Source organism: Deinococcus yavapaiensis KR-236 (assembly GCF_003217515.1).
Lineage (GTDB): Bacteria > Deinococcota > Deinococci > Deinococcales > Deinococcaceae > Deinococcus_A > Deinococcus_A yavapaiensis.
The window spans coordinates 38,698-52,467 of sequence record NZ_QJSX01000023.1; the positions used below are offsets into that span (position 1 = coordinate 38,698).

The 13,770-nt window shown below is 64.0% G+C and carries 14 protein-coding genes and 1 pseudogene; 8 read left to right on the top strand and 7 right to left on the bottom strand.

Features of this window, described 5'->3' with window-relative positions; translation table 11 throughout:
* The first annotated feature begins 113 nt into the window (after window positions 1-113).
* The gene (locus tag DES52_RS20460; protein WP_110888690.1) at window positions 114-2,720 is read left to right on the top strand and encodes an alpha-mannosidase; all 2,607 of its coding nucleotides are present in this window, start codon (window positions 114-116) and stop codon (window positions 2,718-2,720) included.
* A gap of 75 nt (window positions 2,721-2,795) precedes the next feature.
* On the opposite strand, the gene nagA is transcribed toward DES52_RS20460, so the two are convergent.
* On the bottom strand, window positions 2,796-3,974 hold the full coding sequence (gene nagA, locus DES52_RS20465) for an N-acetylglucosamine-6-phosphate deacetylase (protein ID WP_211317973.1): 1,179 nt from the start codon (window positions 3,972-3,974) through the stop codon (window positions 2,796-2,798).
* A 198-nt stretch (window positions 3,975-4,172) separates the two neighbouring features.
* Here nagA and DES52_RS20470 point away from each other — a divergent pair, with 198 nt between their 5' ends.
* The gene (locus DES52_RS20470) at window positions 4,173-4,457 is read left to right on the top strand and encodes a hypothetical protein (protein ID WP_110888692.1); all 285 of its coding nucleotides are present in this window, start codon (window positions 4,173-4,175) and stop codon (window positions 4,455-4,457) included.
* A 46-nt stretch (window positions 4,458-4,503) separates the two neighbouring features.
* On the opposite strand, the gene DES52_RS20475 is transcribed toward DES52_RS20470, so the two are convergent.
* The 4 genes and pseudogenes from DES52_RS20475 to DES52_RS20490 all read right to left on the bottom strand — a co-directional run bounded on the left by DES52_RS20475 (window position 4,504) and on the right by DES52_RS20490 (window position 5,844).
* A complete protein-coding gene (locus tag DES52_RS20475; RefSeq protein WP_110888693.1) occupies window positions 4,504-4,701 on the bottom strand; it encodes a hypothetical protein in 198 nt (65 codons plus the stop codon).
* A 211-nt stretch (window positions 4,702-4,912) separates the two neighbouring features.
* Window positions 4,913-5,122: pseudogene (locus DES52_RS23800) on the bottom strand (sulfatase-like hydrolase/transferase); the annotation flags it as partial.
* 24 nt (window positions 5,123-5,146) lie between these two features.
* A complete protein-coding gene (locus DES52_RS20485; protein WP_110888695.1) occupies window positions 5,147-5,635 on the bottom strand; it encodes an alkaline phosphatase family protein in 489 nt (162 codons plus the stop codon).
* 71 nt (window positions 5,636-5,706) lie between these two features.
* Window positions 5,707-5,844, bottom strand: a complete 138-nt coding sequence (locus DES52_RS20490; protein WP_170131199.1) for a hypothetical protein — start codon at window positions 5,842-5,844, stop codon at window positions 5,707-5,709.
* Between the two features lie 280 nt (window positions 5,845-6,124).
* Between DES52_RS20490 and DES52_RS20495 the strand changes: the two genes are divergently transcribed.
* Window positions 6,125-7,057: a DUF808 domain-containing protein gene (locus tag DES52_RS20495; protein ID WP_110888707.1), complete on the top strand. Its 933-nt coding sequence runs from the start codon at window positions 6,125-6,127 to the stop codon at window positions 7,055-7,057.
* On the opposite strand, the gene DES52_RS20500 is transcribed toward DES52_RS20495, so the two are convergent.
* On the bottom strand, window positions 7,017-7,814 hold the full coding sequence (locus DES52_RS20500) for an MFS transporter (RefSeq protein ID WP_146237412.1): 798 nt from the start codon (window positions 7,812-7,814) through the stop codon (window positions 7,017-7,019). The genes DES52_RS20495 and DES52_RS20500 overlap by 41 nt on opposite strands.
* A gap of 778 nt (window positions 7,815-8,592) precedes the next feature.
* On the opposite strand from DES52_RS20500, the gene DES52_RS20510 reads away from it, so the two are divergent.
* Window positions 8,593-8,778 (top strand): hypothetical protein, encoded by a 186-nt coding sequence (locus tag DES52_RS20510; protein WP_110888699.1) that lies wholly within the window; start codon window positions 8,593-8,595, stop codon window positions 8,776-8,778.
* A 63-nt stretch (window positions 8,779-8,841) separates the two neighbouring features.
* On the opposite strand, the gene pilC is transcribed toward DES52_RS20510, so the two are convergent.
* The gene (pilC, locus tag DES52_RS20515) at window positions 8,842-10,062 is read right to left on the bottom strand and encodes a type IV pilus assembly protein PilC (protein WP_110888700.1); all 1,221 of its coding nucleotides are present in this window, start codon (window positions 10,060-10,062) and stop codon (window positions 8,842-8,844) included.
* 62 nt (window positions 10,063-10,124) lie between these two features.
* Here pilC and DES52_RS20520 point away from each other — a divergent pair, with 62 nt between their 5' ends.
* From DES52_RS20520 to gatA, 4 genes are read left to right on the top strand one after another with little or no spacing between them, the layout of a single operon-like run.
* Window positions 10,125-10,793 (top strand): L-threonylcarbamoyladenylate synthase, encoded by a 669-nt coding sequence (locus tag DES52_RS20520; RefSeq protein ID WP_110888701.1) that lies wholly within the window; start codon window positions 10,125-10,127, stop codon window positions 10,791-10,793.
* A complete protein-coding gene (scpB, locus tag DES52_RS20525; protein WP_110888702.1) occupies window positions 10,790-11,314 on the top strand; it encodes an SMC-Scp complex subunit ScpB in 525 nt (174 codons plus the stop codon). Before DES52_RS20520 ends, scpB begins: the two co-directional genes overlap by 4 nt.
* 13 nt (window positions 11,315-11,327) lie before the next feature.
* Window positions 11,328-12,122, top strand: a complete 795-nt coding sequence (locus DES52_RS20530; RefSeq protein WP_170131201.1) for a DUF4388 domain-containing protein — start codon at window positions 11,328-11,330, stop codon at window positions 12,120-12,122.
* A gap of 54 nt (window positions 12,123-12,176) precedes the next feature.
* On the top strand, window positions 12,177-13,658 hold the full coding sequence (gatA, locus tag DES52_RS20535; RefSeq protein WP_110888704.1) for an Asp-tRNA(Asn)/Glu-tRNA(Gln) amidotransferase subunit GatA: 1,482 nt from the start codon (window positions 12,177-12,179) through the stop codon (window positions 13,656-13,658).
* The last annotated feature ends 112 nt before the right edge of the window (window positions 13,659-13,770 follow it).

Below are 13,770 nucleotides of genomic sequence, written 5' to 3' on the forward strand. Positions count from 1 at the left end.
GGACCGAGATGGATTCGAATCGCCCCGAGTCTCCTTGAACGTATCGAGTGTCGCGGGACGTGACGTCTCGATATTTCTCAATAATTTTAAATAACTTGTACGATGGACGCGCCATGTCCAACTCACGCAGCAAAGCCTTCACCTTCACGCTGACCGGTCACGCTCACATCGATCCCGTGTGGCTCTGGGACCGACAAGAGGGCATCGAGGTCGTCAAGGCGACGTTTCGAAGCGCGCTCGACCGCATGGGGGAAAACCCCGATTTTCACTTCATGCACACTTCCGCCGCTCAATACGAGTGGATGCAAGTCCACCCCTCCTTGATCGACGAGATCCGCGGCGCCGTGAACACCGGACAGTGGGAACTCGTCGGAGGGCAGTGGGTGGAACCCGACTTGAACATCCCTTCCGGCGAGTCGCTCGCGCGTCAAGCTCTGCACGGTCAGCGATTCTTCGAGCACACGTTCGGTCGGCGGGCGCGCGTGGCGTTTCTGCCCGACTCCTTCGGTCACCCCAACACCATGCCGCAAATTCTCAAGCTGTCCGGCCTGGACTACTTCCTGTTTTGGCGTCCCCATCCGCACGAGGTGAATTTGCCCGCCAACTTGTTTTGGTGGGAAGGGCCAGATGGCACCCGCATCCTGAGCGCCCGAATCGAGGCGTACAACTCCAATCCCAGCGACGTCGTGGACACCTTGAAAGCGTCCCTCGACTGGCGGGCGCCGCACAGCCCCGAATGGCTCGTCGTGTACGGCGTCGGCAACCACGGAGGCGGGCCCACCAAGAAGGCCATCGCGAACGTCCGCATCCTCATGGACGACCCGGACTGGCCGACGCTTCGAATGGGGACGGCGCAGGGCTTTTTCGAGCGGTCCGAGAAGCTCGACGACCACCCGGTGTTCCGCGCGCCCTTGCAGTACACGTTTCGCGGTTGCTACACCTCGCACAGCGGCGTCAAGCGCCTCAACCGGCAAGGCGAGCACACGCTGAGCGCCGCCGAGAAATGGTCCACGATCGCCACCTCGTACGGTCGTGCCTACCCGAGCGAGCGCTTGGACCGCGCGTGGAAGCACCTGCTGTTCAACCAGTTTCATGACATTATCTGCGGCACGAGCATTCCCCGGGCGTACGACGACGTTCGGTACGAACTCGGCGAAGCGATCGGCTCGGGAAAACGAACCATCCACGAGGCGATGCAAGTCGTCGCCCATCAGATCGACACTCGCCACGACGAGCACGTGGTCGTCGAGGAGGCGATGCGCCGAGTTCGCACCGGTTTCGGAAACGCCGTGGCCGACATGGGAGACGGCGTTCCCATCGTCGTCTTCAATCCGAATCCCTGGGAACGGCGAGAAGTCATCGACGTCGAGCTCAACGACTGGCACGTGACCGACATGCGGGTGCTCGACGACGAGAACCGTCCCGTGGTGCATCAACTCGCCTCGAGCGAAGCCAAACCGCCTCGCAAGCGGGCCGCGTTCCTCGCTGAAATTCCACCGCTCGGGTACCGCGTGTACCGCATCATCGACGCGCCGCCGCATCCGCCCGCCGAGGACGCCCGCCCGCTGCTCGCCCGCGAGCGTGTCCTGGAAAACGCGTGGTGGCGTCTGGAGTTCGACGCGAGGACGGGCGCGCTTCGACGCCTGCACGACAAGCGACTCGACCGCGAACTGCTGTCGGGTGCGGGCGCTCAAGTCCTCGTCATCGAGGACCCCACCAACCCCTGGGGGAAAGGCGACTTCTTTCGCCACCTCGCCGGGGTGTTCGGTGAGCCGCGAATCGAATTGCTCGAAGAGGGACCCGTTCGCGCCACCATTCGAATCACGACGCGCTGGGGCCAATCCACCGCTCGGCAAGACATTTCCATCTACCGGGACTCGCCCGCCATTCACGGGCACCTTCAAATGGACTGGCACGAAGAGTACCGCATGGTGAAGCTCGCGTTTCCGTTCGCCTTGGAGGACGTGACGGCCACGTTCTCCGTGCCGTTCGGCCACGTGACGCAACCGCCCGGCGGTCAGGAAATGCCCTCTCAAGCTTGGCTGGACGTGACCGGCCTGTTGACCAGCACGGGAAAGCCCACCGAGGCGAACGTCGAGCAACTCGGCGACGAGACCGTTTCGATGGCCGAAGCGCGGGCAAGGTACGTACCCTACGGCGTCTCGTTGCTCAACGACGGCAAGTACGGTGCGGACGTTCTGGGAGGCGAGGTGCGGCTTTCCATTCTTCGCAGCCCGATCTTCGGAGGAGGAGACCGCCCCGATCATCCCCGCCACGTGGATCAGTACCTGGATCAGGGAGTGTCCGAGACGCGCTGGGCACTGCTGCCCCACGCGGGCGCTTGGCAGGAAGCCGGGGTGGTTCACGCGGCCCAGGATTTCAACGAGCCTTTGACGTTCGTGCGGGAATACGCGCACGCCGGGACCTTGCCTCGCGCGAAATCCTTCCTGGCGATTTCACCTCCTCGGACCGTGGTCCTCACGGCGCTGAAGAAGGCGGAGGAAGGCGACGACTGGATCGTACGCCTCTACGAACCGCACGGGCGCGCTGCGCGCGCCCGCGTGGACTTGCACTTGCTGAACACCTCCCTGGAGGTGACGCTCTCGGCGAATCAAATCAAGACGTACCGAATCGGCAAGGACGGCCGTTCACGAGAAGTCGACTTCCTCGAAGAGGACGTTCGAACGTCCTCTTCGGACGTGAAAGAGCCGTCGGCGTGAGAAAGCCCGGCATGGCTTCGATGCGGAAGGGGCGGTCGGATGCCTGTCCGACCGCCCCTTCGACGGCGTGATCGCTCAAGCGCCGGTCGCGCGCTGAAAAGTCGAATTCGCGCCGCCATGTACCGTGCGGCCCTCGACGAGCGTCCAGAGGACTTCGAATTCGTCGTTCACAAGCACGAGGTCGGCGTCCGCTCCCACCGCGATTCGGCCTTTCGAGTGCAGACCGAGAAGCTCGGCGGGCGTCGACGTCGCCATCTTCACGGCGTCCGAGAGGGGCACGCCGAGCCGCACGGTGTTGCGCAGAGCCTCGTTCATGGTGACCGTGCTCGACGCGAGCGTTCCGTCGTCGAGGCGCGCGACGCCGTCTCGGACCGTCACCTTGTGGCCGCCGAACATGTACTCGCCGTCACCGAGGCCCATGGCTTGCAAGGCGTCCGTGATCAGGACCATGCCGCTCGCTCCCTTCACGCGGTACATCAACCGAACGATCGCGGGATGCAGATGAACGTGATCGACGATGGCTTGCACGCTGACCCCGTCGTTCTCGAGGGCGGCCACGACCAAGCCGGGATCGCGGTGATGAATGGGCCGCATTCCGTTGAAGCAGTGCGTGACGTGGCTCGCTCCGCACGCGAAAGCCTGGGCGGCTTCCTCATACGTCGCGTCCGAGTGGGCGACGGCCACGATGACGTTTCGGTCACGCAGATAGCGCGTCAACTCCAGACCTCCGGGCAACTCGGGCGCGAGCGTCACCATGCGCAGCAGCGAACCCGCGTGCTGAAGAACCCGCTCCATCTCGGCGAGGTCCGGGTGGCGCAAGTAGAGTTCGTTTTGCATTCCCTTGCGGCGCGCGTTGAGGTAAGGTCCTTCCGCGTGAATCCCGACGATGGTCGCGCCCGGCTCGCGTCCGACTACCACGCGAACGCCGTCGACGAGCCGCAGCAGGTCTTCCAGGCTGGAACTGACGGACGTCACGAGAAACGACGTGCATCCCGTGCTGGCGCAGGCCCGAGACACTTCCTCGATGCTGGAGGTCGTTCCGTCCATCATGTCTCGACCGTTTGCTCCGTGAATGTGCACGTCGATCATCCCCGGCATCAGGAGCGCGCCGCGCCCATCGTAGGCCGAGCTTTGCGCGGGCGCATTCGTTTCCACGATCGCCTCGATGCGCCCCTCGCGAACCTGAACGGCTCCGCGTTCGACGATGCCTTCATCCGTGACGACTCGGACGTTCTCGATCCAGAATGATTCCACCTTGTCCTCCATCGGGTCGTACGGCTTGACGACCCTTCTACTCTAGGGCTTGAAGCGAGGCGTGCGTCTTCGACGTCGGGCTTTTCCCGCTGCGGAAGTTCGTGGCCCACCTTTTCTTTGAAGGAGAGCGTAACGGCAGACGAACAGCTCGCCACGGGACCTCGAAAATCCTCATGGTGACGTCGCCAAACTGTAGGCATGCCTACCAGAGAACTCGACGTGCAGGTTCGTCGGAGCGTGGAAGCCAAGCTGCCCGAGCTGGGCGAGCGCCTGCTGAACGGTGGAAACGTCGACATGGAGGACCTGGAGATCGTCAGCCGCGTCAAGGGGAACGGCGTGATCAACGTGGAAGTGCGCGCGAAGTCAAGTGAAAGCCGACCGCACTCGACGGCGACGGCCACCTTCGAGTTGAAGCCGACGATCTCGAACGGGCAGGTGACGTACCTCGGAACGAACGTCGAGTACGAGACAGGCGGCATCTGAACGTCGTTCGGCAAGCGAACCGTTTCGGAGTCGGCTGGCCGTTCGCTCAGATCAGGTCCAGCCGAGCGAGGTGTTCGGCCGGAACACCTTCCTCATCCATCAGCTCGCGCATGAGGCGCTGAAGGCGCCGAACTTCCGCGCCTTCGGCGGGCGCGCGGTCACGGCAGTTCGAAGCGTCACGCGACACGAGCCGCGTCGGCTGGGCGCCTCCCATCCAATTCGACGGAATGCACCACACCGGCACGGCACACCGGGAATGAACGTTCCCGCTTCCACCGAAGCGTTGCGGGGCGTGGGGCGAAAGAACCGTCCCGAGTACGTGTACAACGGGTGACGATCGTTGTCATACCCTTGCAGCAGGACCTTCTCGCCGTCATTCACGCAGGCGCCCGCACCCCACGTGTCATACAGAAGCGCACTTCGACTTCGCGCCGTGGTGCCTCGAACGAGCGACATCAAGGACTTCGAGTCACGCGAGGAACGTCTTCGATGCCCAGGACGTCTTGCAAGGTGGCGTTGAGGTCGACGGTGGACGCGCTCACGTCCACCGCCCGCGGACCGGGAAAGTCGGGATGCCAGATCAGCAGGGGAATGTGCGCGTGCGAATCGTAGTGTGCAAACTGCTTGCCAAGCTTGCGCCGCTCTCCGAGGTCGTGTCCGTGGTCGGTCGTGACGACGGCGGTATCTCGCTACGCGTCGAGGGTGTCGAGCAGATGACCGAACCAGCGGTCGGTCATCGTGAGTTTGCCGAGATACTGTCCGCGAATGAAGGCGAGTTCCTGAAGCGTGATGGTGTCAAAGAACGCATCTTCCACGACCGGGTCGCCATAAGGAGGCCAGCAATCGAAGGCGTCGTCCACGAAGGGTGTCCACATGGAGCGGTAAGGTTCCGGGACGTGGAAGGGTTCGTGCACGTCGAAGGACTCGACTTGCAGGAAGTACCGCCGCCCGTGATTTCGGCGCAGCCACGAACAGGCCGCCGAGAAGACCTTCGCGGGGAAGAAGTCCGTCTCGTCATGAAATGACCGGACGCTGCGGTAGTGTCGGCGTCCCTGCCCCGGACGGTACCGTTCGATGGCGCTCACCCAAGGCGGCACCTCGGTCACGTCGTCGGTGTTCCAAGGATCGAGCTCGTGCCCGCTGAAAGGATTCCATGTAGCCGTGCGAGCCGAGTTCACAGTAGTGGTAATGGTCCGTCACGAGGTGAGTGGCGTAAGCGTGCCGAGCCGCTTCGCGAGGCAACGGATCTTCACGCCTCCAAGTGGCCCCAGCCGCGCCAAAGGAAGTCCTTGCGGCCCGTGAACAATTCTCGTCGAGCGGGCATGCACGGCAGCGAGCCGACGTAATGCCGATCGAAGCGCAAGGCGCGCGAAGCGAACCGCGTCAAGTTCGGGATGACCGCCCCACGGTTCGAGCAGGTGACGGTTCAAGCTGTCCATCAGCGCCACGCTGACGTTCATGGATTGAATTCGTGCTTATCCGAATTGCAAGATGAGAACGCTCGGCGGTCCCCACGTTCACTTGACCTTCGAGCGCGCGTTGATTGCTACGCTGGCAGTCATGATTTCATCGCTGCGTTATGACGATGTGCCAAGTGCCCTCGGCAGAAGCCTTCCCTTGTCGCCTCGGCACGCCGCCGAGGTGTGCCGTCGTTTCCGGAGGGCATGATGAGCGGCGGTCTGGTCGCTTTGCTGGACGACGTCGTCGCCATCGCGCGCTTGGCGGCGGCGTCCCTCGACGACATCACGGCCGCCGCGGGTCGGGCCGGCGTCAAAGCGATCGGCGTGGTCGTCGACGACACGGCCGTCACGCCACGCTACGTCACGGGCTTTTCACCGAGCCGCGAACTTCCGATCATCTGGCGCATCGCCAAGGGCTCCCTTCGAAACAAAATCGTGTTCATCCTGCCCACCGCGCTTTTGCTCAGCCAGTTCGTACCGTGGGCGATCACGCCTTTGCTGATGCTGGGCGGCGCTTACCTGTGCTTCGAGGGCGCCGAGAAACTGTACGAAGCGGTCGCGGGTCACCACGACACGCCGACCGAGGAAGCGTCGAAACTGTCGAGCAAAGCGCACGAGGACGCCATGGTCACGGGCGCGATCCGCACGGACTTCATCCTCTCGGCGGAAATCATGGCGATCGCCCTCGCGGAAGTCGCCGAGCAATCGTTCGTGTCCCGCGCCCTCATCCTCGTCGTCGTGGCCGTCATGATCACCGCGCTCGTCTACGGCGTCGTGGGCGTCATCGTGAAGATGGACGACTTCGGCTTGAAGTTGGCGCAAGGATCGTCGGGGGCCGGGCGAACCTTCGGTCGAGGACTGGTGAAGGGCATGCCGATCGTGATGGGCGCGCTTTCGTGGATCGGCACGGCGGCGATGTTGTGGGTGGGCGGGCACATCCTGATCGACGGCTTGGACAAGTTCGGCTTCGGCGCACCCGCGCACGTCCTTCATGACGCGGCCCTCGCCGTCGGCCACGCCGTTCCCTTCGCGCAGGGCGTGCTGGAGTGGTTCGTGGAAACCCTGGGCTCTGGGCTTGTCGGACTGCTCGTAGGCGGTCTCATCGTCGCCGCGCTGCACTTGATTCCACGCAAGCATTGAGGATCACGAATCGACGAGAAGGGCCAGCGCGAGAGAATGGCCCTTCTCGAGCTGCCCCGGTGCTTTGCGGGGCGCCAATTTGATTGCACGGCGTTGCTTCTCGTGTGGGCAAACTGCCGAGTTGGTGAATGATCCTTGCGGCCACGCCGTGTGGTGCTACGACCGCCGCGCCGCCCGCCAACCCAACCACGCGACCAGGGCCGAGGCGCACAGCGTGACCGCGCTCGCCGTGAAGGTGCTGCGGGAAGCCACTCCAGTCATAGTGAACGCCACCTCCTGCCGCGCCGAGGGTGATGGCGAGCTGGACCACCGCGACCATCAACGCGCCGCCCGCTTCGGCCTCGTCGGGGAGCACCCTGCTCAGCCACAGCCACCACGCGACGGGCGCGGCCGTACCGACGAGTCCCCACAACGCGAGCAAGATCCCCACGACGATGGGCGCGCTTCCGAGAACCGCGAGCAGGACGGCCAGAGCGGCCATCACGAGCGGCATCACGATCAGCAGGTTGTACAGTCGCCCGCGCAGCACGGCGCCGATCAGAACCGTGCCGAGCAAGGCCGCCGCACCGCTGATCAGCAGCAGCGAGATCGTCGGGACGTCCAGGCGCGTCACCGTCTCCAAGAAGGGGGGGCAGGTACGTGAACAGCTTGAACTGCCCGGGAAGAACAGCGTGACGGCCAGCAAGCCCATCGGCACCTGCGGTCGACCCAGCACCCGGAACGCGGACCCGCAGCGCACGGCGCGACCGGAGGGCATGGACGGCAGGCTCGGCATCAGCCACACCAGCGTCAGGGCGACACCGCGAAAAACGCCCCTGCCACGGTCGGCGACGTAATACTCGAAGAACTCACTCGTGATAGCGTCGAGGCCTTCGGTGGCAATTTGGGCCGGGAAGGTCGGTGTGAGTGCCGATTCGCCTGAATCGACGTCGCTCCAGCGCTGCCTCGCGAGGCGGTCGAGCGCCTCATTTGTGGTGCCGTGCTGCCAGCCTTGTCGGGTGATGCGGCTGATGTCGTACCTCGCAGCGGTCGCACGACGGCCTTGATGCGCGTGTCCACCTGCGCCGCGCTTAAAGCGAATCCGCCGCTGCCGCAGATGCCCATCGCACCCATGGCCTAGCGGTCGATGTACGATAGCGTGCCAAGGAAATCCACTCCGGTGACGTGATGTGAGGTGGCGTTCCGCCGCTCTCGCCGTTGTACGACGGGTCGAACGCGAGGGCGACGAAGCCGCGCCTCGCCATCTCCTGTGCGTACACGCCGAGTCCCTGTTCCTTCACGCTGCCGTGGGGTGGACCGACGACGAGGGCGTGATGCCGAGTCGTCAGGTCGAGATCCTCCTTTCAGTAGAGGTCGGCGGCGAGTTCGATGTGTCACCCGACCCGACGGAGTTCGTCATATACGCCGAGAGCATCAGGTGAAAAATCCAGAGTTCCAGGCAAGTATCTCGCTCGGGCCGAGCCTCCGTACACTCTCGTGTGGACGGACTTCGGGCCGCACCGCCCTTCGTTCCGCCGCCGCGAGCAAGGAGGCCCATGAAGATTCGCCGCAACGGCACGCGCCCTTCCGAACGCTGTGTCGAGGACCGAGCCGTCATGCTCGAAAGCTTCCGCTCACGCTTTGGTCGCTGCTTTGGCAGAGCGTCGAACACGATCATTGCTCGGCGTGGCGTACCTTGGATGCTCAACCTCATCACCTGGCCCAAGGGGAAACAACAGTAAGGGAAGCGCCCTCAAAGAGGGCGCTTCTCGGGGTGGTGACATGGATTTCCGGGGCGGTCAGCCTTACTTGCTGAGCTGGCCGATGATGCTGAACATCGGAAGGAACATGCCCGCGACGATCACGCCGACGATGGCTCCGAGGACGACGATCATGATCGGCTCGATCGCGGCCGTGAGACTCTCGACCGCTTCGTCGACTTCCCGCTCGTAGAAGTCGGCGACCTTGTTGAGCATGTTGTCGAGCGCGCCCGTCTCCTCACCGATCGCGACCATCGACACCACCATGGGAGGGAAGACCTTCGACGTCGCTAGGCTTCCCGACATCTGCTCGCCCACCATGACGACGTTGCGGGCGTTGTCGAGGACGTCCTCGACGATGATGTTGTTCGCCGTGCCTTTCGTGATTTCAAGCGCCTCGATGATGTTCACGCCGCTCGAAATAAGCAGGCCGAACGTGCGGGCGAAACTCGCGATGGCCGTACGCTGCAGCAGCGTTCCGAAAATGGGGATGCGCAACTTGAAGTCGTCGATGACGTGGCGCCCTTGATTCGTTCGGTAGTACGCGCGGTATCCGAAGAAGACCGCGATTCCGACGACCAGCAGAATCCAACTGCTGTGCTGCAGAAAATCCGCCACGGCGATCAGGGCGCGCGTCAGCAAGGGAAGCGGCGCGTTGAGTTGGATGAGGATCTGCGCGAATTGCGGCACGATCGTCGTCAGCAGGAAGTACGTGATGGCGACCGCGAAGACCATCACGATGGCGGGATACGTCATCGCACTTTTGATCTTGCCGCGCAGGGCGAGCTGCTTCTCCAAGAAATTGCTGATGCGGTCCAAAATCAAGTCGAGCGTGCCCGACGTCTCGCCCGCCCGCACGAGGTTGAGATACAAGCGCGAGAAGACCTTGGGGTGTTTGGCGACCGCGTCGGACAAGGGTTGTCCGGACTCGACGTCCATTCGCATCTTCTTGATGATTTCCTGGAAGCCCTTGTGCTCGGTTTGACGCTGCATGATGGCCAGCGACTGAACGAGCGGAACGCCCGAGTTGATCATCGTGGAAAGTTGACGCGAGAAGAGCGCCACTTGCTTGAGATTCGGCGGGCGGTTGTCGAGAAACGGAATTTTGACGTCGCCTTGAAGCCCGGTTCTCGGAGCCTTGATGTCGACGATGAACAGTTCTTTTTGTCGCAGCGCGTCCCGCACTTGCGAGACGGTCTCAGCCTCGATGGTGGACGAGATGATATTGCCGCTGCGGTCTCGCACACGGTACTGAAAGACAGGCATAGTGTGATTATAGTCTGTGGTCGTGGAAGGTCGCGTGAAGTTTCGTAGATGAGAGGACGGCTGTGAATCGCAACGACGAAGTGGACGACGGGACGCGTGAAGTCGTGCCGGACGACAAGGCGAGGAGCAGGGTGTCCGCTTCCACCGTGGCACGGTCCGTGGACGAGGCGCGGTCGACGGTGCTGGCGGGCCTCACCGTCGCGTTTTCGACGGACACGGTGTGGGGCCTGGGCGTACGGCACGATGACGCCGTGGCGGTCCAGCGGGTGTACCGGCAAAAGGGCCGTTCGCAAGACAAGGTGCTGCAGGTGCTGTGCGCCGACGCCTCGGCAGTCGCGCGCCTCGTGGACATCCCGTCATTCCTGGAGGACGATTGGCGGCGGGTCACGGCTTTGTGGCCGGGCGCGCTCACCCTCGTGGTTCCCGCAGCTGCGGCATGCCCGGCGTGGCTCGTCAAGGACGGCAAAGTCGGGATTCGCATGCCGAACTCGCGCGAAGCGTGCGATCTGCTCGCGGCATGTGGAGGTCTCCTCGCCGCGACGAGCCTCAACCGCTCGGGAGAGCCGTCGGTGTACACCTTCGAAGCCGCGTGCGACGCGGACATCGCCGACGTGGTCTTGCCCGGACCGGACGCCGGGCAACTCGCCAGCACCGTCTTCGACTTGCCGTTACGGCGCGTACTGCGCGAAGGAGCGCTTTCCTCGAGCCGCTTGCTGGAGGCGTTGGCGTGATCGAACGGGAAGTCGTCGGCGCGGCGCTTCTGGCGGCGGGGCGGCCCGTGACCCTTTCGGAACTCGCCGAGGTGCTCGGCGTGCCGAGCGAGGCGGCCCGTCGTGTCCTCGACGAATACGCCAGCATGTTGCGAGAGGCGGCGCTCGGTTTCGAGGTGGAGGAAGTCGCGGGTGGATACCGATTGATCGTTCCGCCTGCGTTGACATCGCACCTTCGCCCGCTCCTCGCGCCGCCGCCTCTGCCCGGCTTGTCGGGCGCGGCGCTGGAGGTGCTGGCGATCGTGGCGTACAAGCAGCCCGTGACGCGCGCGGAAATCGAAGCGATGCGAGGCGCTCCGGCCGGCGCGCTTGTCACGCTTCAAGAGCGCGAGCTCGTGAAGGTCGTTGGCCGAGGGGATGCAGTGGGGCGTCCGCTCCTGTATGGTACGACCCAGAAGTTTCTGTTGGAATTCGGGCTTCGCGGCCTTGAAGACTTGCCTCCGTTGACCGATGGCGAGTTTGCCGGGTTGCTGCGCGGCTAAGGGAGGTGAGGATGTGACGGCGCGGGACATGCTCGGCAATTTGCAGGATTACGACGTCGCGGAGTTGCTGCTGCTGCTGGCCGAGTCGGGTCGAAGCGGCGTATTTGAGGTCACGCATCGCCTCGGGTTGTTTCGGCTCGCCTTTCGTGACGGCGTGGTGCAAAACGCGGAGTTCGGCATCGTTCGAGGAGAGGGGGCGCTCGCCCTGCTGTTGCGCGAACCACGCGGTTCGTTCACGTTCGTGCCTCGTCCTGTGCCGGGCGAGGCGAGCACGCCCATGCTCGCCATGCTCCTCGGCGCGACGCGCCTCTTGCCACCCCCTCCACTGATATTCGACGGTCCCGCCAAAGTACGTGACGACGCGGCCCTCAAAGACCTGGGTCTGCTCGACGACGAGGCCCGCGTGGTGCGTGAAGTCGCGGCTGGTCGAACCTTGGGGTCGTTCGAGGAGGGAAGCGTGGAGCGCGGCGTGGTCGCTCGACTCGTGCGCCTCGGAGTGCTCGCACCTAGGAAAGTTCGGGTGGCGCGCCTGACGCTGGAGGTGTGGCGCGGGGGAGAATCGACCGTCGCGCTCGACACGAGTATCGTGTCGCTGTGGACGCAGCAACTCGGCGCTCCGCCCAAGGAAGTGCTGCTGAGAACCGACGAAGGGAAGGTCGTGCGGGTGCCGCTCGTGGCCGTTCCGAACCTGGGTGTGCGCCTGCTCGTGGCGCCGGATGTCTTGATGCGCTTCGGACTACAGGGTGGAACGTCCGTGCTGGCCCGTCCGCCGGAACGGGACGACGCCCAAAAGCACGACGCGCGCTAGAGGATTCTCGACCGTTCCTCGTGCGACCGTCACGATTCGATTTACACTGGTCGAATGCGTGTTTCTCGTGTTTCCGCCGTTTCGCTCGCTCGCTCCGTTTCACGCGGCGAGCGTCGTTCGATCGATCTCGTTCGTGAAGCGCTGAAGGCTGCCGAGGACCTCGCGCCGTTGCGGCCGCTCATCAGCGTTGTCGAAGATGCCGAGCAGCAGGCGTCGATTGTCGACGAGCGCCTGCGTGCAGGCGAACGGCTCGCACTCGCGGGGGTGCCGATCGTCGTGAAGGACAACCTGAACGTGCGGGGTACGCGCACGACGTGCGGCAGTCGCGCGTTGGAGCGCTACGTCAGCCCTTACACGGCGACGGCCGTCCACCGTTTGCAAGCGGCGGGCGCGGTGGTGATCGGCAAGGCGAACATGGACGAGTTCGCGATGGGCTCTTCGAACGAGTCGAGTGCGTTCGGCGCGGCGCGCAATCCGTGGGATGCCTCGAAGGTGACGGGCGGCTCGTCGGGCGGCAGCGCGGCGAGCGTCGCGGCGGCCATGGTTCCCGTGTCGCTGGGTTCGGACACGGGTGGCAGCGTGCGGCAGCCCGCGGCGTTCACGGGTGTTTACGGTCTCAAGCCGACGTACGGCCGCGTTTCGCGCTACGGCCTCGTGGCCTTCGCGTCGAGCCTCGATCAAGTGGGCCCGTTCGCCGCGTACGCCGAGGACTTGGCGACCACCATGGACGCCATGGCAGGCCACGACGTCCTCGACGCGACGAGTTTGCAGGCTCCCAATCGATTCGTGGAGGCGCTCGGGGCGGGCGTGCGGGGCATGCGTTTCGGTTTCGTGCGAGAAGCGCTGGGCGTCGGCAACTCGGCGAGCGTGGAGGCGGCCTTGGAGCGTACGAGGACGTTGCTGGAAAGCTTGGGTGCGACGGTCGGTGAGGTGAGTTTGCCGACGTTGGAGTACGGCATCGCCGCTTACTACCTCATCGCCACGCCGGAGGCAAGCAGCAATCTGGCGCGCTACGACGGGATGGTGTACAGTCGCCGCGCCGCACAAGGCGGCGACTTCAATGCGTCCATGAGCGCGAGTCGTGCGGAATCGTTCGGCGACGAGGTGAAGCGGCGAATCCTGATGGGTACGTACGCCTTGTCGAGCGGCTATTACGACGCCTACTACTCGAAGGCGATGAAGGTGCGCCGTCTCGTGGCGAACGACTTCGCGCGGGCGTTCGAGTCGTTCGACGTCTTGATCACGCCGACGTCTCCCTTCGCCGCGTTCGGAGTCGGCGAGAAGTCGAGCGACCCTTTGTCGATGTACATGGCGGACGTCGACACCGTACTCGTGAATCTCGCGGGCGTTCCGGCCTTGTCTGTTCCGGCTGGCTTCGACGAGCGTGGAACGCGCCTGCCGGTCGGCGTTCAGTTCATCGCGCCGGCGCTTGCCGACGAGCGTCTGATTTCGGTCGCGCACGCGCTGGAACTTGCCACGGACCGAGAATTCGTGGACGCGAGACCGCCCGTCGAAGTCGCGTCGCTGGACGCTTGACAGATTTTTGAAGTTGAACTATTCTTTCTGAGCCTCGATTGAGGCGAGCAGGATGACAACCGGAAGCGACACACGCAAAGTGTGAAATGAAGGACCAAAGGTCAAGATAACA

Coding starts and splice junctions, on each gene's coding strand:
- DES52_RS20460 (WP_110888690.1), top strand. CDS start 114: ATGTCCAACTCACGCAGCAAAGCCTTCACCTTCACGCTGACCGGTCAC.
- DES52_RS20470 (WP_110888692.1), top strand. CDS start 4,173: ATGCCTACCAGAGAACTCGACGTGCAGGTTCGTCGGAGCGTGGAAGCC.
- DES52_RS20495 (WP_110888707.1), top strand. CDS start 6,125: ATGAGCGGCGGTCTGGTCGCTTTGCTGGACGACGTCGTCGCCATCGCG.
- DES52_RS20500 (WP_146237412.1), bottom strand. CDS start 7,814: ATGCCCTCCGGTCGCGCCGTGCGCTGCGGGTCCGCGTTCCGGGTGCTG.
- DES52_RS20510 (WP_110888699.1), top strand. CDS start 8,593: ATGAAGATTCGCCGCAACGGCACGCGCCCTTCCGAACGCTGTGTCGAG.
- pilC (WP_110888700.1), bottom strand. CDS start 10,062: ATGCCTGTCTTTCAGTACCGTGTGCGAGACCGCAGCGGCAATATCATC.
- gatA (WP_110888704.1), top strand. CDS start 12,177: ATGCGTGTTTCTCGTGTTTCCGCCGTTTCGCTCGCTCGCTCCGTTTCA.